The sequence below is a fragment of the Desulfopila aestuarii DSM 18488 genome, from assembly GCF_900143695.1.
Lineage (GTDB): Bacteria > Desulfobacterota > Desulfobulbia > Desulfobulbales > Desulfocapsaceae > Desulfopila > Desulfopila aestuarii.
Window position 1 is genome coordinate 133535 of the sequence record NZ_FRFE01000013.1, and the last position, 17849, is coordinate 151383.

At 50.4% G+C, this 17849-nt stretch carries 16 protein-coding genes; 9 read left to right on the top strand and 7 right to left on the bottom strand.

Features of this window, described 5'->3' with window-relative positions; genetic code table 11:
* Nucleotides 1–59: 59 nt before the first annotated feature.
* Both BUF15_RS13970 and rbr read right to left on the bottom strand, forming a co-directional pair.
* Nucleotides 60–632: a hypothetical protein gene (locus BUF15_RS13970; RefSeq protein ID WP_073614153.1), complete on the bottom strand. Its 573-nt coding sequence runs from the start codon at nucleotides 630–632 to the stop codon at nucleotides 60–62.
* Nucleotides 633–958: 326 nt separating this feature from the next.
* A complete protein-coding gene (rbr, locus tag BUF15_RS13975) occupies nucleotides 959–1534 on the bottom strand; it encodes a rubrerythrin (protein WP_073614154.1) in 576 nt (191 codons plus the stop codon).
* 599 nt (nucleotides 1535–2133) lie between these two features.
* On the opposite strand from rbr, the gene BUF15_RS13980 reads away from it, so the two are divergent.
* The 3 genes from BUF15_RS13980 to BUF15_RS13990 are packed head-to-tail and all read left to right on the top strand — an operon-like array spanning nucleotide 2134 to nucleotide 6585.
* Nucleotides 2134–4500, top strand: coding sequence for a hypothetical protein (locus BUF15_RS13980; protein ID WP_073614155.1), 2367 nt, complete (start codon nucleotides 2134–2136; stop codon nucleotides 4498–4500).
* Entirely contained in the window at nucleotides 4497–5516 is a 1020-nt protein-coding gene (locus tag BUF15_RS13985; RefSeq protein ID WP_073614156.1) for a phosphatidylserine decarboxylase, read from the top strand. The genes BUF15_RS13980 and BUF15_RS13985 overlap by 4 nt, the downstream gene beginning before the upstream one ends.
* Before the next feature lie 16 nt (nucleotides 5517–5532).
* Nucleotides 5533–6585 carry a prolipoprotein diacylglyceryl transferase family protein gene (locus BUF15_RS13990; RefSeq protein ID WP_073614158.1) on the top strand — a complete coding sequence of 351 codons (1053 nt, stop codon included), beginning with the start codon at nucleotides 5533–5535 and terminating at the stop codon, nucleotides 6583–6585.
* Nucleotides 6586–6678: 93 nt separating this feature from the next.
* On the opposite strand, the gene BUF15_RS13995 is transcribed toward BUF15_RS13990, so the two are convergent.
* On the bottom strand, nucleotides 6679–7086 hold the full coding sequence (locus BUF15_RS13995) for a bacteriohemerythrin (RefSeq protein WP_073614160.1): 408 nt from the start codon (nucleotides 7084–7086) through the stop codon (nucleotides 6679–6681).
* Nucleotides 7087–7294: 208 nt separating this feature from the next.
* Here BUF15_RS13995 and BUF15_RS27410 point away from each other — a divergent pair, with 208 nt between their 5' ends.
* Nucleotides 7295–7447, top strand: a complete 153-nt coding sequence (locus BUF15_RS27410; protein WP_200802389.1) for a hypothetical protein — start codon at nucleotides 7295–7297, stop codon at nucleotides 7445–7447.
* Between the two features lie 21 nt (nucleotides 7448–7468).
* Here BUF15_RS27410 and plsY read toward each other — a convergent pair whose 3' ends face one another.
* The gene (gene plsY / locus BUF15_RS14000; protein WP_073614162.1) at nucleotides 7469–8062 is read right to left on the bottom strand and encodes a glycerol-3-phosphate 1-O-acyltransferase PlsY; all 594 of its coding nucleotides are present in this window, start codon (nucleotides 8060–8062) and stop codon (nucleotides 7469–7471) included.
* Nucleotides 8063–8449: 387 nt separating this feature from the next.
* On the opposite strand from plsY, the gene BUF15_RS14005 reads away from it, so the two are divergent.
* Nucleotides 8450–9550, top strand: a complete 1101-nt coding sequence (locus tag BUF15_RS14005) for an HD domain-containing phosphohydrolase (protein ID WP_200802390.1) — start codon at nucleotides 8450–8452, stop codon at nucleotides 9548–9550.
* 112 nt (nucleotides 9551–9662) lie between these two features.
* Here BUF15_RS14005 and BUF15_RS14010 read toward each other — a convergent pair whose 3' ends face one another.
* From BUF15_RS14010 to BUF15_RS14020, 3 genes are all read right to left on the bottom strand, one after another.
* A complete protein-coding gene (locus tag BUF15_RS14010) occupies nucleotides 9663–10151 on the bottom strand; it encodes a universal stress protein (RefSeq protein ID WP_073614164.1) in 489 nt (162 codons plus the stop codon).
* 31 nt (nucleotides 10152–10182) lie between these two features.
* Nucleotides 10183–12768 carry a TRAP transporter permease gene (locus BUF15_RS14015; RefSeq protein ID WP_200802391.1) on the bottom strand — a complete coding sequence of 862 codons (2586 nt, stop codon included), beginning with the start codon at nucleotides 12766–12768 and terminating at the stop codon, nucleotides 10183–10185.
* 287 nt (nucleotides 12769–13055) lie between these two features.
* Nucleotides 13056–14039, bottom strand: a complete 984-nt coding sequence (locus BUF15_RS14020; protein WP_073614166.1) for a TAXI family TRAP transporter solute-binding subunit — start codon at nucleotides 14037–14039, stop codon at nucleotides 13056–13058.
* 519 nt (nucleotides 14040–14558) lie between these two features.
* Here BUF15_RS14020 and def point away from each other — a divergent pair.
* The 4 genes from def to BUF15_RS14040 are packed head-to-tail and all read left to right on the top strand — an operon-like array spanning nucleotide 14559 to nucleotide 17698.
* Nucleotides 14559–15074, top strand: coding sequence for a peptide deformylase (gene def / locus BUF15_RS14025; protein WP_073614167.1), 516 nt, complete (start codon nucleotides 14559–14561; stop codon nucleotides 15072–15074).
* Between the two features lies 1 nt (nucleotide 15075).
* Nucleotides 15076–16023: a methionyl-tRNA formyltransferase gene (gene fmt / locus BUF15_RS14030; RefSeq protein ID WP_073614169.1), complete on the top strand. Its 948-nt coding sequence runs from the start codon at nucleotides 15076–15078 to the stop codon at nucleotides 16021–16023.
* A 29-nt stretch (nucleotides 16024–16052) separates the two neighbouring features.
* Nucleotides 16053–17234 (top strand): nickel pincer cofactor biosynthesis protein LarC, encoded by a 1182-nt coding sequence (gene larC / locus BUF15_RS14035; protein WP_073614172.1) that lies wholly within the window; start codon nucleotides 16053–16055, stop codon nucleotides 17232–17234.
* Nucleotides 17231–17698, top strand: coding sequence for a phosphatidylglycerophosphatase A family protein (locus BUF15_RS14040; protein WP_073614175.1), 468 nt, complete (start codon nucleotides 17231–17233; stop codon nucleotides 17696–17698). Before larC ends, BUF15_RS14040 begins: the two co-directional genes overlap by 4 nt.
* The last annotated feature ends 151 nt before the right edge of the window (nucleotides 17699–17849 follow it).

Below are 17849 nucleotides of genomic sequence, written 5' to 3' on the forward strand. Positions count from 1 at the left end.
AGCAAGAAGCAGTTAAGCAAGCCTAGTCAGACTCAGGATCGAGCGTTTTTACGACATCATCACACATAATCCTTAAAGGAACATGCCTCAATATGACTGGTCGATACCCCAACAAAAGAACCGGGGAGAGCGATTTTCTTTTTCTGCCAACCACCGGCAACACGAAGCACAGCTGTAATGCTGGGTTGGGTCAGGGGTATATAGCGCTGTTTGCTTTTACTCTTGAATAATCCGTAAAAAATACCGGAAATATAATAAAATGCATCACCACGGAGATGCGTAATGATATTTACAGACGATGTCTCTTCCCCGGTTCTGGTCTTCAGGGTTGCGGCCCGGATTTTTTCCAGTCTGTCACCAGAATCTGCAAGAGAATCAAAAAAGAACATCACATCAACGAGCCTGACTTGCACCCTGCTCAATTTCGTAAGCCTGGTGTTGCCCTCGAGAATGACGGAGGCATCGTTTATCAACAGAGCGTCTTCAAAGCTCTTTTCGGCAGGATCCTTCCAGTAGATACTGTTGCTGTTAAAGACATCAATGGTACGTAACGATTCATTAGGAATATCGATGAACCCTTCATACGTTTTGCCAGGGGTAAAAATAGTTACCGCTCGCTGAATGTCTCCCATAACAGTCTCCTCTGAACAACATGCCATCAGGCTTCACAACAACATCGTTGAAAACCACGGCTTTAATGCTTGGTGGCGCAAACATCTGCCATTTAAAAAAATGAGTAAACATCATTTGGCAAGAAATAAACATCCGTGTCCCCTGACAGGCAGTTCATCCTTCAACCTAAGATATAAAATCCATCTTACCTTTTTCATACATTGCTGTCAGTTGCCCTATTCCGTCCTCCCGACCAATGCATCCTGGGTGATTTAAGAAAAACGCCCCCGGCACAGTCACATACCGGAGGCGAATAGTATCACAAAAAGAAAAATGTGCCAAATCCCTACCAGTTTTCTCCAAGCAGCTCAAAGTGTGCCCGGGCATGGGCACAGGCAGGACAAACCTCAGGCGCTTCCTCGCTTTCATGCACATATCCACAGTTACGGCAACGCCAGGCGACTTTGTCTTCCCGCTTGAAGACCCGGCCCGCTTCGATATTGGCCACCAGATCTTTGTACCGTTTTTCATGCTGCTTCTCGGCATTGGCTATCGCCATGAAAATGTCAGCAATATTGGCAAAGCCCTCTTCACGGGCTGTCGCGGCAAAGCTCGGATACATAGTGGTGTGCTCGTAATTTTCACCTGCGGCGGCTTCCTGCAGGTTTTCGATGGTGGTACCAATCACACCCGCCGGGAATGCAGCGACGATCTCGACTTCACCACCCTCAAGAAGCTTGAACAAGCGCTTGGCATGCTCTTTTTCCTGATCAGCAGTCTCTTCAAAAATATGCTGGATCTGCACATATCCGTCTTTTTTTGCCTGTGATGCAAAATAGGTATAGCGGTTACGAGCCTGGGACTCGCCACAAAACGCGGTAAGTATATTCTTCTCTGTTTTTGTCCCTTTGAGACTGGCCATGATCGATCACCTCATCGTTGAAATTATCGGCCTTGAGTAATTTTGCAAAACCCTAACCATTGTAGCACAGAAGAGCGGAGAATCAACTAACAAATGCGTAGCCCTCTGCAAACACAACATTTCCAGCTAATGCAAAGCAATTTGTGCAAAGAGAATCAGCTCCAATAGATTTGGCAATTGGAAAAATCAAGTCGTTGAAGGTTGCCTAGTCGTTACCCCTCACACATCAACCAGCCCAGAGTACCTCTAAGACAAACACAAATATAACTATCACCTGACAGACAGGTAACATACTACAGATACACTCACCTCATCCAAACATTTTTACGTTTTCAAGGAATTGGGGCCATCAGCAATTTCAGCCAAGAGGTACATATGCAGCAGCTGCACTTCAGAAGTCTCTGGATCTCAGATACCCACCTCGACGGCAGAAACCTCAAGAGCAACCAGCTCTATGAGTTTCTGTAAGCATGCTCTTCTATTCAAGGGAGGCAGGCACCGCCCAGTTTTTCAACAACATGGCGTTGTAGGAGCAACCCTTGGCCTGTCAGCCATGTTTATGAAGATGATAATTGTAATTTTATCTTTTTGAGAGATGTATGACTGCACTCCCGGATATCTTTCCCCATTTTCCCAGAGAACGTTTACAACGCGAAGGTGCTCTCTTTGCGAGCCGGCTACGCGACCTGGACTGTTATCCGTTCAGTCGGAAAGACAGCAGCGCCGGCATGGAATATGAGCTTCAGGTGGCCGTTGAAGGCAGCCAAGAGATGGTTGATTTGCCCCGATCCATCCGCCAGTCGAGTTTTTTTCGTAACACCGAAAAACGGGCCGGACGAGGAGATCTACCCAAAAATGCCGTAGAAGAGCTTAAAAAATTTCTTGACCACAATGATTCAGGCGTCTGGGAAAACAGCTGGGTGCGGTTCGACACCCAACTGCTCAGCAGTTTTGCTCGGGAAGTTCTCACCACTGACCTTCTCGCCGACAAGCGCAACCCTGAGGGGCCACAGCGTCAGGACCTACACCGATTCCTGTTAACAGAAAACGGCCGCAACCAGCTTCGTATTCCCATCAGCTATCTGTTAAAGCTCTCGTTTGCTTCAATGCTCGACCAGTGTCACAATCTACCGGCAGAACTGCAGAAAACAGGCATAAAGCTGCTCAACAACTTCCTCAGCGACAACACTTCGCCGGAGATTCTCTCCCTCACTATTCCCTCGGCGCAACATGGACGAATAGGCGTTCTTGCCGCCAGGGAAACGGCCCGCACGTTTTTTTTCACCCAACTGCTCAGCCAGTATGCCAATATCAGTTTCGGACTTGCGGCCAACGGCCAGCGTTGCCTGGTCTACAACGCCCCGCACGCTCCGTATCGCCAGAAAAAACTTAACGAACTGGTACCTGACGGCTACTATCGCCACCTCTTTATGAGTCCCTGCCTCTCCGGCTGGGACCGGGGCGAAGATAAGCATCGTTATATGTCGCTCTGCCACCAGACCCTGTCCCGCAGTCAATTGAACGCCATCGGCAAACTAAAAGATGCGGGAATCATCACCAACAACCTGGTAATCCTACCAAACACTTCAAACACCTGTCTTGCCAACAACGGCACCCATGTTTCTCTAGGCAGCCGGATCCTGACCACCATGGCTGGCGACCGCAGCTCCGGCTTAACAGCAGAGGTCGAGAAGTATTGCGGTGATCTGGTCATCAAGATCGTCGAACATTTTTTACCACTGCTGGTAGGAACCTATACCGCTGCACCATATCGCGTTGATTTTGCTGATTTTCATCCGGAGAAAGTCCTCGGTTTTCTCCCCCATGAACTGGACTACACCCACCTGCGCATGCTCTGGCGGCGCTGGAAGAAAAAGGCTGATATCCGCTTTATCGGTAAACCGCTCACCCCGTTCGGCCCCCGTCGGCTCGACATGCTCCTCGCAATGGCGCTGGGGTTGCACGGCGACCTCATCCCCGATTTTCGCTTGATCGACTATTTCATCACCCTGCTCTCCACCGACACCTCCCCCGGGTTAAACGGCATTCCCGGTAACCAGGAGCAATTGAAAGCAGAACTTGCCGAACTGGGTATCTTCGATAGCCGCATGTCCATCTACCTCCCCTACCGCATGCGGGCTTTCTCCCAGATGGGCTACAGTGGTTTCGAAGGACGCAGCTACTCCCTCTTCCCCAGCTTTCTTGACGATATGGCCGAGGCGGTCGACCTGCAAAACCTTATCACTGCTCTGGCCTATCGCATGGTGCTTGATGGCAACGTTCGCCATGAAGATATTCCCGACCAGCCCTCCGTTGAAAGCGAGCGACGCCAGATCTTCTTTGCCGCCGCCATCGGCATACCAACAGTCTATATCAGAAGCAAAACCGGCAACAGGTTCCTGCGACGGATTCTCGCCCGGGTAAAATCCCAGCGGCCCAGCCGGCGCTATAAAAACTATATCAGGGTAACGGTCGATGACTACAGGTTGGCACTTCTCGCCTTTATCCGTACTGAAGGTGCTCCACTCATCGAAGAACTGGATCTTTCCCCTCAGTTGGAGAACCTGCACCTACGCATCACATCACGAGAAGATGTTGCCTGGGGCCGCCTGGTAAAAAGCGCCGCTGAACAGCTTGGAACAACAAGAAAGGCCGAAAAGATACCGGCCGAGATGTTTAACAGTGGAACGGAACAATATTATCGCACCACCTTACGGAAAGACCAGCTACAGGAAGGCTTTCACGTTCTCCAGGAAGATTGCGTCCGCCTTGAAAAGACCGACAACGTCATTCTCCGCCAGGTCATGGCAAACATCAACCAGGCGATATCGGCCACCGACTATCTCGCCCGGCTGCCAAAAGATCTTACAGAGGAAAAGGCCACAGCGGAAACGGTGCGAAATGTTGTCCACCTCGCCTTGGCTGTCATCCATCACGACAGAAATCTTTATTCATCAACGATATGATACCAACACCATACGCACATCAGTATATCGACCGGACCTCCCGGCAGATCATCACCGAGAAACTGATCGGAGACCGGAGTGTCTCCTTTCTTTACTCCACTGTCAGGGAAAATGTTCCGTCTCTCTTTCGGGCCCTGACCTCGAGCAGGATGTCCAGCCTGCTCAGCTTCTACCATTATGATTTTTTGGATGGCAGAAAACCGAGAAACAAGCAGTTTTTTTCCCGCCTGGGCATTGAATGGCGAGAATGCGTCCAACCACCCTCCTACTACGACACCCCACGCAAAGTCTTCGAGCGGCAGATCTGCTACTGGGATTTCCGCCCCATGACTAAGGACCAGGCAGCCTTAGTCTCTCCGGCTGACTCTCGGGTTCTCGTCGGCTCATTTTCAGAAGTGTCCAGCCTCTTTATCAAGGAAAAACTCTTCACCCCGGAAGAACTTTTCGGTTCCGGCTCCCGCTATCATCATCACTTTGCCGAAGGCGATTTTGCCGTCTTTCGCCTGACCCCGGACAAATATCACTACAACCACCTGCCGGTCAGCGGCAGGGTCGCCGACATCTATGAGGTGGATGGGGATTATCACAGCTGCAACCCTTCAGCACTTATCGCCCTTGCTTCGCTCTACGCCAAAAACAAACGGGTGGTCACCATCATCGACACCGACGTGGAAGGCGGCTCTGGAGTCGGCCTGGTGGCTATGATTGAGGTTGTGGCACTGATGATCGGTGATATCGTCCAGGCCTATAGCAGTAACCGATATGATGATCCGATGCCGATCAAACCCGGCATGTTTGTTAAAAAGGGCTCCCCCAAAAGTCTCTACCGTCCCGGGAGTTCCACCGACATCGTCATCTTTGAGCCGGATAGAATGGCATTTAGCCGTGACCTGATCCATAACTCACACCGGAGCGACGTAAAAAGCCGATTTACCAACAACTTCGGACGACCATTGGTCGAAACCGACATCAAGGTTCGGTCCACCATCGGCCACCGGATTCAAAATGATAAATGAGTAAAGGAATCACACCATGACAGACTTGATATTTCTCGCCATTACAGGACTCCTGCTTGCACTCCTGCTTTTCTGGGGCTTTCGTCACTTGCCCGGTGAGCGCTGGCAGATGCTTGCTGTTATTCCCGTAACGAAAAAGGATGGGCAGCTCTGGCAGGGAACGAATCTGACCTATTATGGTTTTTTCATCGCTACCAGCCAGCTGCTGTCACTGGCACTGCTCCTCATTCTACTTGGTGCAATGAACATACACCTGCCCGGCACTCTTCTGGCAACCGGGATGGTCCTGGTCGTCAGCGTGCCGGCAGCACGAATTGTCGCCATCCTCGTCGAAAAAAAACGGCACACTTTTACCATCGGTGGAGCATCCTTTGTCGGCATGATCCTTGCGCCGTTCTGTATTGTTGCCGCACGAGAGATGCTCAACGGTTTTATCGCCTGCTATCTTCCGCTGATACCTGTAATGGCCGCCATGGCCATCGCCTACACTTTGGGTGAGGGCCTTGGCCGATTAGGATGTCTCAGCTTCGGCTGCTGCTATGGCAAGCCGCTTAGGGAATGCAGCCCATGGGTACAAAAATTTTTCACCCGCACGGCTACGGTTTTTCATGGCCACATTAAAAAAGCGGAATATGAAAGCAAGTTATGCGGAGAGCCGCTGGTACCTGTGCAGGCCATCACCTGCATCATTTTCACCCTGGCCGCCCTCGTTGGTTGCTGGTTGTTTTTACGGGAGCACTTCACAGCCGCTCTCGTAATGTGCATAACGATCACCCAGCTCTGGCGAGTTGTTTCGGAGACGATGCGCGCTGATTTTCGGGGATTTGGTAAAGTAAGTGTGTATCAGAAAATGAGTGGGCTGGCGGTGCTCTATATCTGGGGGGTCGCGCTTATCCCGCAGACCGATATCCTGAACCATCCCGTCATCATACAAGGGCTCGTTCAGCTCTGGCACCCGGGGGTGATTATCGGGCTGCAGCTGGCCTGGCTCATCTTTTTCCTCTTCTTTGGCCGCTCGACAGTGACCAGTGCCACGGTTTCTTTCTCCCTTTTTAAAGAACGGGTCTAAGCTTGAAGTAAAATAAGCGCAGATGAGAATCCCATATCGTGATAACTATATTACCGTTCACCTGCCGACCATGCACTGCGCCAATACGCCTCCCTATTTCAGTCCTTTGCCCCGCAGATATGGGCCATATTCCTTGTCTTCAAGAACAATATGATTGATCCACCACTGTCGAAGAAAGACATAAATCTCCTGGGCGGCATCCCTGCCGTCTTTTTCCATGGCCTCCTGCAGTTCATCCATTTTCATAAAATAGTTACGGTGTGACTTCTGCTGGTCGGCAAGGCCTGGAAAACCATGTTCCTCCAGCAATTTTTCCTCATCGCGGAGATGATGTTCAGCATAATTGGCCATCTCCTGGAGGATGGCATCGACCGACTCGAACCCATCCTTCTCCTTGATAATTCCGTAGAGCTGATTGATTAGTTGGATCAACTGCCGGTGCTGATTATCCATTTCGGCAATCCCTGTCTCATAGGAATCCCGCCATTTAATGATATCCATAGTCTCTCCGTTTGTTGATGACAGTGCTCTTTCGACTTTCAGCTCAGTATACTAATCTGCCGAATATGATAAAATAAAGATAATCAGCAACTTCGAATGATTCTCTTGGCTTGACAATAGAGATAATCGTTCTCAAAATTGGTTAAAGAAAGTCGACCATCCTCCCGATATAGACAAAGAGGAGATGTTTTTATGCCAAGGAGGGTATATGACACAACAGCAGGCACTAAAAATACTGATGCTCAGCCCACTCTATTTCAAATTGGCAACAGTTGAAAGGATGCAGCTTATTAAAGAGTATTGCCGACTTTATGTGGAGGTAACAAAAATCCCCAAAAATCGAGAGGGGAATAACCAATAATTTTGCTATCACCAGAAATCATCACTTCTTCTTCCAGCTTTTCTCTTCGCCTTTTAAGAGCCTTCCGATATTTTCATGATGTTTGAGCCAGATGAGCGCAGCCACAATTGCGGCTGTCATCATTGTGATTTTGGACTGGCCGAGTAGCCAGAGCCAGATGACCATCAGTGCTGACGACAAGAGTGACCCCACAGATACAAAACCGCTCAACGCCACGGAACCGGCAAAAACACCAAGACTTATCAGAATCGCCAGCGGCGAAAGATAGAGAAAAACACCCAGCCCAGTGGCAACACCCTTCCCGCCCTTAAAACCGAGATAGATTGGGAACATGTGGCCAAGTACAGCAGCGATGCCGCAGAGCGCAACCATCAGATTGACATTCGGTTCGTTTTCTAGAAGCGTTGCCGCCATGAGCATCGGCAGATAGCCTTTTAAGCAGTCACAGATCAAGGTGACAAAGCCCAGCTTTTTCCCGAGCAGCCGGCTGACATTGGTGGCACCAATATTCTTGCTGCCTTCTTTTCGGACATCCTTTCCGGCCAATTTACCGATCACCAGGCCAAAAGGAACAGCCCCAAGAAGATAGCTTGCTGCAAGAAGAAGATAGTTCATGATAAGTTGGCTCACACCAGTTAAAGATTGATCTGCGAACTACAGGTTCATTTCATTTGCGCCAAAGGTACTGCACTTTTTCTCCAAAGACAATATCGATGCCTTGTAAATAATCTCAGAAAGTTCAGTGTCAAAACTGACCTTCTATACCCTCTAACAGCAGTCTCGTAAAAGAAAAGCTGGGCCGAAAGGGTGATTTGCCAGAAAAAAGCATGTTCCCCCCTCTCGAAGACCTGAAATACTGGCAACAATTTTCCTCAAAACCATACAAACGAATATTTTTCCTTCATTTTCAGTTTTTTTCTCATGTATACTGTTTGTAGTTCGCAACTCTATCCAACTGGTCGGTGCAAATACCGTCTCTCTACCACAGGGATTCTCAAGAACGTGATTGGCAATAAAGTCCTCATTATCGACGACCAACCCGAACTCAGGGACCTTCTCTCCAGTTTTCTCAGCAGCCTCGGCTACGAAACAAAAGCTGCAGAAAATGGATTAGAAGGCTTGAAAATACTTCAGGAATGGCCGGCCGACCTGGTTACAGTCGACCTGCAGATGCCGGTACTTGACGGTGCAGGTTTCATCAGGGAGGCGGTAAAAAGCTGGCCTGATCTGCCGATCATAATCGTCTCCGGCGTCGATGCAGTGGATCAGGCGGTGGATGCATTACGCCTTGGTGCCCGTGATTTCATCACTAAACCTATCGAAAGCTTTTCGCTGGTCAAAAACACCATCGACAAGGCTCTTGAGTCGGCAGAGCTTATCCGTCAGAATCGGGATTATCAGATCAATCTCGAGCGGATGGTGGAACAACGGACAGATGAACTCGAGGAAATCAAGCGACAGCTGCTGTACAGCCTTGGCAAGGCAGCGGAATACCGTGACAATGAAACGGGCCGCCATGTTATCCGGGTCGGTAAAATGTGTGGAGTCCTGGGCAGGGCCATGGGCATGAGTAGCGCGAAGGCAAGAACCTTCCAGGAAGCAGCACCACTGCACGATATCGGCAAAATCGGCATTTCCGATATGATTCTTTTGAAAGCTGGTAAGCTCACCTCGGACGAATGGAACACCATGAAGCGCCATTGCGAAATCGGCTGCGACATCCTGCGTCACTATTCCTCCATGCCACAGAGCGACGAATCGCTGTATCAACGGGTTATCGAGATGGCAAATAGCGGTGGAGAACTGGCGTTACTTGAGGTGGCCATGGTTATCGCCCTCTGTCATCATGAAAAATGGGATGGCACCGGCTACCCGATGATGCTCGCCGGCAGGAACATTCCGCTGGTCGCACGGATCGTTGCGGTCATTGACGTCTATGACGCTCTCGGCAGTGAGCGTCCCTACAAAAAACCTTTTTCTGAAGAAAAATGTCAGGAAATAATAAGGGAAGGATCAGATTCCCATTTTGACCCGGAAATCATCAAAGCCTTTTTCGATAATCTCGACGAGATTGTCAAAATTAAACGGGACTGGATGGATTAACCATTTTTCATGAAAATGCGAATCTGACGCTACACCTTCCCCAAATTTTACGCACGGCCTACCAGCTTTCACATGAGAGCCGGTGGGCCGTTGGAATAGCTGTACTACAGATTTACCGGTGCTTGGCGATCCGCTTCTGCAGCCGCTCAATGGTCTCAGGATCACGGTAAGAAACCACCGTACAGGGACAACGGGCAAACATCTGTTCAGCCACCGAGCCGGTAAAGAGATGACGGATATCCCGCGTCTTCACTCCCATCACCACCATGTCGATATGTTCATCGACCACCAGTTTTAACAGTTCTGTGGCAGGATCACCCACTCGAAAGGAAAATGAGACCTGGCCTTCGGGCAGAGTCAGATTTTCGGTCAGCTGCACCAGCATTGCCCTTCGCTCATCCTTGATGGTCCGCACATAATGTTCACTATCCACCTTGTAACCAAACGAGGAAATCCGCTCCACCGCCTCAAGGTCGCGTTCGTTGATCACGTTGACGATCATCATCTCTGCACCCAGTGGGCCCGCAAGCGACGCTGCATAATTGATAATACCTTGCGAGTAGACTGAAAAAGCGATAGGGACCAGTATTTTTTTTCTCATCTTCCTCTCCTTAAAAAGGATGCGTTTTCGCTTACGCCATTGCCGGGCGTTCTTGTCTGCCAATCCGTCTTTTCTGGGAATACCAGATCAACGCCAGCAATAACAGAGCCGGGAAGAACATCAACTGTTTAGGAGGCCTCTCATTTTCCACCTGCACGTTTAAAATTTCCTGATCAAAGTCGAGATTTGCTTTCTCGGCAGCACTGGCAAACATCACATTATCGACGATAACATGGCCATTTTCATCTCTCGTCTCAAGGCCGATGGCCTTCAGTTTTTCGGCTCCCGTAGCCCCATCGGTCACTCGTAACATAACAGTTGAAATATACTCATCACCTGCAAAATTTTCGCCCTTGACCCTGAGAATAAGTTGTGAACCACTGGCTACAGTTTCAGCAATTTGCTCCAATTCCGCCGCATTTCTTGAGGTGTATTCAGGATAAATTTCATCCCAGAAAAAACCGGGTCGGAATAGGATAAAAGCCGCCAGCAGCAAGGCGAAGGTCTCCCATAGCTTATTCCTGGTAATAAAATAATTCTGAGTGCCCGCGGCAAAAGCGAGCATGGCCACCACCGCTCCAACCACCACCACGACAAAGTGCAACGGTGTACCAACACCAATCATCAGCAACTCGGTATTGAAGATAAAAATAAACGGCAAAATAGCAGTCCGGATATCGTAGCCAAACCCCTGAAGACCTGTGCGAATGGGATCTCCTCCCGAGATACCAGCTGCCGCAAAGGCAGCAAGACCGACCGGCGGGGTATCGTCAGCCAGAATACCAAAGTAGAAGACAAAGAGGTGCACGGCAATAAGCGGCACGATCAAGCCGTTTTGGGCACCCAGATTGACAATAACCGGGGCCATCAGAGTGGAAACGACAATGTAGTTTGCGGTTGTCGGTAACCCCATCCCCAACAGCAGACTGATAAAGGCGGTGAAGAGCAGGATCAAGACAAGGTTACCGCCAGAGATAAACTCGACAAACTCCGTCATGACCAGACCGATACCAGTCAGAGTCACCGTGCCGACTACCAGACCTGCAGCGGCCGTGGCAACACCGATACCGATCATGTTTCTTGCCCCCGAGACCAGACCAGTAATGAGATCGGCAAAACCGCGCTGTACAGAAAAATCCTCACCACTCATTTTGCGGAACACACCTTTTATCGGCCGCTGGGTAACCACGATGAAAATAAGCAGTACAGTGGCCCAGTACGCAGCAAGTGCCGGTGAAAGCCGCTCGACAACCAGACACCACATGAGTACGACGATGGGCAGAATGAAATAGAGTCCCGCCTGAATCGTCGAACCAAGATCCGGCAGCTCATTGATCTCATGGCTTACCTCAAGTTCCGGAACCCTGCAGGCGATATAGAGCAAAAAGAGATAGGCGATGAAGAGGAGGATGCAGACAATCCAGGGAGTGGAACTACCGGCGACAGTCTTGATCCACCCCAGTCCATAATAGGTAGCGCCACCAATGATAATGAGCGTCAACACCGTCATCACAAAGGTCAGCAAACTCTGGGCAAACGTCTTTTTATACCGCTTCGGCAAGCCCTTCAGGTTCATCTTGCAGGCTTCAAGATGGACGATGTACACCAGCGCGATATAGGAAATAATGGCCGGAAGAAAGGCGTGTTTGATGACCTCGATGTAGGAAATGCCAACATACTCTACCATAAGAAAGGCCGCCGCACCCATAACCGGGGGCGTCAGCTGGCCATTCGTAGAAGAGGCAACCTCGACAGCCCCGGCTTTTTCCGCGGAGAAGCCAACTTTTTTCATCAGTGGAATGGTAAAGGTGCCAGTTGTCACCACATTGGCAATCGATGAACCGGAAACAAGCCCGGTCAGCGCAGAAGAAACAACAGCCGCTTTAGCTGGCCCTCCCCGCATATGGCCAAGACCGGCAAAAGCTGAACGGATAAAATAATTGCCGGCTCCAGCCGCCTCGAGCAGTGAGCCAAAGAGCACAAACATAAAGACCATACTGGTCGAAACCCCAAGCGCAACACCAAAGACACCTTCGGTGGTGAGCCAATAATGAGTCATCCCCTTGGTCAGACTCGCCCCTTTATGGGCTATAACATCAGGCATATAGGGCCCGGCAAAAGTGTACACCATAAAAACGGCGGCAACCACCATCAGCGGCGGTCCCAGAGCCCGGCGAGTGGCTTCCAGCAACAGAATCAGCCCAATCACAGCCACCACGAGATCCATGACCAGTGGGGCACCAGGCCGGTTGGAAAGTTGTTCGTAAAAAAGATATATGTAGGCGGCGCAGAAAGCTGCGGTAAGCGCGATAATCCAGTCCTGGATCGGAATAAAATGTTTCGGAGAAGATTTGAATGTCGGAAAAGCCGTATAGGCAAGAAACATGGCAAAGGCAAGATGAATGGCCCTGGCCTCTGTGTCGTTGAGCACAAAGATGTTAAATATGAAGGGCAAAGGCGAAGCGTACCAGAGTTGAAAAAGTGTCCAGAGCAGCGGCACAAAGAAAAGGACCTTTTTGGAGAAGCCTCCGTGCGGATTACGTCCTCCGGTATCCGCTTCGCCGATCATCTCCTGGAGCTGATCATCGGACATTGTTTTTTCAATGGGTGTGGTCATAGCGCATGCTCCTTCAAAGATATTACTGAATCACTTTCTCTTCCCGCCCGCGCCCCAAATATCATAACTCAGATGGCCCAACAGGTTTACGGTAATTATAGACCGGCGGAGCGCAGGAAGATGAGATATTTGACAAGGCGACAGCTTATAAAGCTTCCTTCCCACAGCGAGAAAGGACAACCGAAAAGACATGTTCTGCCACGGTGACAGACCGCGGATGGGGAACAACAACACTACCGGTCCCTTCTCGACAAAGAAAGGACCGGCAGAATGAACAAAAGAAGACCTTACATCAAGCCGGCTTCTTTATAGTATTTGACCGCACCGTCATGGAGCGGAGCAGAAAGACCGTCTTTGATCATCTCTTCTTTTTTCAGGTTGGCAAAGGCAGGATGAAGCTTTTTGAATTCATCAAAATTCTCAAAAACCGCTTTAACCACGACGTAGATGACATCCTCAGGCACCTTGGCTGAAGAGACAAAGGTCGCACCAACACCAAAGGTCTTCACATCGGCATCATTCCCACGATACATGCCACCAGGAATGGTAGCGGTCCGATAATAGGCATTCTCTTTAACCAGGGCATCAACCACGGGACCATCAACTGTAACAATAACGGCATCACAGGTGGTTGTTGCCTCCTGGATGGATCCATTCGGATGACCAACGGAATATACGAAGGCATCAATCTTATTGTCGCAAAGAGCTGAAGACATCTCGGCCGGCTTGAGTTCTGAAGCCAGTTTAAAATCCTCCTTCTTCCAGCCCATATTCTCCATGAGAATGTCCATGATTGCTCGCTGACCGGAACCCGGATCACCGATATTCACACGCTTGCCTTTCAATTCCGTAAAGTTCTTGATGCCGGAATCAAGGCGGGCAACAACGGTGAACGGTTCAGGATGAACAGAAAATACTGACCTCAGATCCTTGTTGGGACCGTTTGCTTCAAATTTACCGGTACCATTGTAGGCATAAAACTGGGTATCTGACTGGGCAACACCCATGTCCAGCTCACCTGAAGCGATAGCGTTCAGGTTATAAACAGAACCACCGGTACTCTCGACAGAGGCCCGGATGCCATGCTCTTTCTTCCCCTTATTGACCAGACGGGCAATAGCGCCACCCGTTGGATAATAAACCCCCGTAACACCACCGGTACCGATGGTGACGAAACGCTGGTCGGCGGCGGATGCCGCACCGGTCATGGCACTGAAAGCGGTTACACAGCCAAATGCAAGGGCCGCAAGCAGGGAAATGTTTCTTTTCATATTGTTCTCCTCTTTTCACGTTATGCCGGGCTCACCAAAAATGGCAGAGAACCGACGGGTCAAGTTTGCAAGACGCGTAGATGGCCGATACAAAGTTGCATTCTGAGCGTATAACACCCACTTTTTCGCAAACGATTGCACCTCCTCTTAACGCGCAACCCTTCGGCGAATTATTTGGCTCACAACATGGGGCAGTTTCTCAGTCATGCTTGATGACCGGCATAATAGCACCGGACTCAATATCGGTCACGGGAATGCAAACTACAGTAACACCTCTCAAAGATATCCTTTTTTTCACAAAATTTAGTTAGTAAGTCAAGTTCTTTCAGCCTCCTTCACATTCCGACACATACCCGCAGCATAAACTTCAATCACCGAACAGGAAAAAGACACAGTTCACCGCTATGCATCCAGCCAATCCATGCTTAGATTGAAAAATAGCCATAACTACCTGGACGTGTTATATTGTATGGTCGTATCAATATTTACCATTTAATATAGAGCAGGAAGATTATTCCGATGAGTATACGTAAAATATATCAATATCCTGAGCCGGTGCTCCGCCAGGAAACCGAACCCATTACCACCTTTGACGAAAACCTGAAACAACTCGCAGAAGACATGGCCGAGACCATGTACGAAGCACCCGGTATCGGTCTTGCCGCACCACAGATCGGAGAATCGGTAAAGCTGATAGTTGTCGATATTTCAAAAGACCGGGAGAACGAACGAGAATACATGACCCTGGTCAATCCCGAAATTGTTGCGCATGAAGGTTTTCAATTAGACGAAGAAGGTTGCCTGAGCGTCCCGGAGTTGACCTCAAAGGTCAAACGCTACAAGAAGATCACCGTTTCTTTTCAGGACCCGGAGGGAAAGCCGCAAGAGCTGACCACCGAGGATCGCTTTGCCGTGGTTCTGCAGCATGAAATCGACCATCTCAATGGCATCCTTTTTATCGATCACCTGAGTTCATTGAAGAGAAACCTTTACAAGCGCAAAGTCAAAAAGTGGCTCGTAACCAGTGATGAGTGAAATGACCAACACACCGCTACGTATTCTATTCATGGGCACGCCTGACTTTGCGGCCGCTACGCTCCAGGCACTTCTGGATGGTCCCGACACGGTTGTAGCTGTTGTCACCCAACCGGACCGCCCCAAAGGAAGAGGCAAAAAACTCACCCCCCCTCCAGTGAAGGTCCTGGCTCAGGCCGCCGGCATTCCGGTACTGCAGCCGACGAAGATCAAAACCCAGGAATTCCGAGATGAGCTGGCCGGTTATAAGCCGGACGTGGTGGTGGTCACCGCCTACGGACGCATCCTTCCGCCGGCCTTGCTTGAGCTCGCCCCCCACGGCTGCATCAATGTACACGGCTCACTGTTGCCCGCCTATCGTGGCGCTGCGCCCATCCAGTGGGCCGTTATTAACGGTGACAGTGAAACCGGGGTCACCATCATGCAGATGGATGAAGGTATGGACACAGGAAATATCCTGCTCACTGCCGCCATACCAGTAAATGATGATGAGACCGCAGGCTCGCTCTTTCCAAAACTCGCCGCACTTGGTGGAACAACAGTGCGTCAGGCGCTCGCCCTGTTAAAAGAGGGCAAACTGACCGCCACCGTTCAAGACGATACACGTGCAACCGTGGCCCCGATGCTGAAAAAAGAGGATGGCCGCATCGACTGGCAGAAAAGTGCCCGTGAGATACACTGCCTTATCAGGGGACTCGACCCTTGGCCCTCCGCCTACTGTTTTCTCCACGGCAAACGACTGCAGCTTTTCGCCCCGGAAGTTCTGCACCAGACGAGTAACGTCGAACCGGGAACCCTGCTTGCAGCCGACAAACGCGGCCTGCTCATTGCCACAGGTCGCGACTGTCTTTTGGTAAGGGAAGTGCAGCCGGAGGGCAAGAAACGCATGAACGTTGAAGCCTTTCTCTGCGGCAGCCCTGTTGAGCCGGGCACCCGACTCTTCTCCTGATTATATCGCTTCTGGAGCCTTGATTCCAAATGGACCGATCCGGTTACCTTGCGTATGCCGACTGTTTTTCCGGCATCAGCGGCGATATGCTGCTCGGCGCACTTATCCATGCAGGTCTTGACGAGAACCTGCTCAAACACGAGCTGGCCAAGCTTGAGCTCCCCGATGCACAACTCGAAACAGAGCACACTTCATGCCAGTCGATTGGCTGCATAAAGGTCAAGATCTCCGAGATGCGGAGACAGGAACTACGGACCCTGCCGCAGATCAGGTATATCCTCACCCACGCGGATCTGGCCCCTGCCATCAAAGAACGATCTCTTGCCGTCTTTGGAGCACTGGCAGAAGCTGAGGCAAAGGTCCATAACATCCCCGTCAATAAAGTACACTTCCATGAGATAGGAGCCCTGGACACCATCTTTGATGTGGTTGGCACTGTTATCGGCCTGCACCATCTCGGTATTTCCCGCCTTATCGCATCACCACTGCCCCTGGGCGGTGGCTTTGTCAAATGCGCTCACGGCCTGATACCGCTACCGGCCCCGGCAACCTGTGAGCTCCTGAAAGGGATTCCCACCTACGGGGTAGACGTACAAGCAGAGCTGGTCACCCCAACAGGCGCGGCTCTCATCAAGGTCCTGGCTGACGACTTCGGACCGCTGCCCCCCATGACCATTGCCGCAACTGGTTATGGCTCCGGCACCCAGGTGCTACCTAACGATCAACCCAATTTATTACGCCTTGTTATCGGCACCAGCCATGCTGCAGCCGAGGCTCAAACAGTTACTGTACTCGAGACCCGTCTCGACGACTGGAGTCCAGAATCCTTCCCACATCTTTGCGATCTTCTATTGGCCCGTGGAGCGTTGGATGTAAGTCTCACCGGTTGCCAGGGCAAGAAAGGGCGACCTGGCTTTCATCTTCAGGTTATCTGTAAAACTGCAGAAAGCATCCAACTTCAGGACCTCATCCTGTCGGAGACCACTGCCATCGGCCTTCGTATGCGTCAGGATTCGCGCCGCACACTCCCCCGCAAACCAGTGCAAGTGGACACCCCTTGGGGTGTAATTACTGCCAAAATGGTCACAACACCACGAGGCGATGTGATCTATCCAGAATACGAAGAGTGCCGGAAAATTGCCCTGGAGCATGCATGCTCCCTGGATGAGGTCTATCGGGCTGTCTATTCAGCAAAGGGTAACATGGAATGATGAAATCATTAATTATGGCCATCGCCACCGGTTGCTGGGTGGGGAATATGCCGAAAGCTCCTGGCACTTGGGGTTCCCTCTTCGCTTTTCTGCCCTGGCTGTTGATCAAGGGGCTGACGTTGCCCTTCTATCTGCTGACGCTCATCCTGGTTTTCATCATCGGCTTTTTTGCAGCCGGGTCTGCGGAAAAGATTCTCGACCGGGCCGATGCCGGGCCTATCGTTATTGATGAGATCCTCGGCATGTTCATCACCCTTACTCTTGCACCAGATCATCCTGTGGCCTGGTTACTTGGTTTTGTCCTTTTCAGAATCTTTGACATCATAAAACCGTTCCCCGTATCCTGGTTCGATCAACGGATCCATGGCGGTATCGGCATCATGATGGACGATGTGGCAGCAGGTATATATGCTTTTCTGAGCTTGCAGCTTCTGTGGTATCTCTTCGGTAATCTGTTGCTTTAAATCGATATGGCCTTTCATTTGTTCAAAGCCATACCATGCTATTTTCATTTTCCAGTCTTTTCCTGTTGACACCCGCATCCCGATCCAGTACTTTGCCGCCTCCTTGATCGGGGCAGCCAACTGGCAGCATGACGGTCAACGAAAAAAAGAA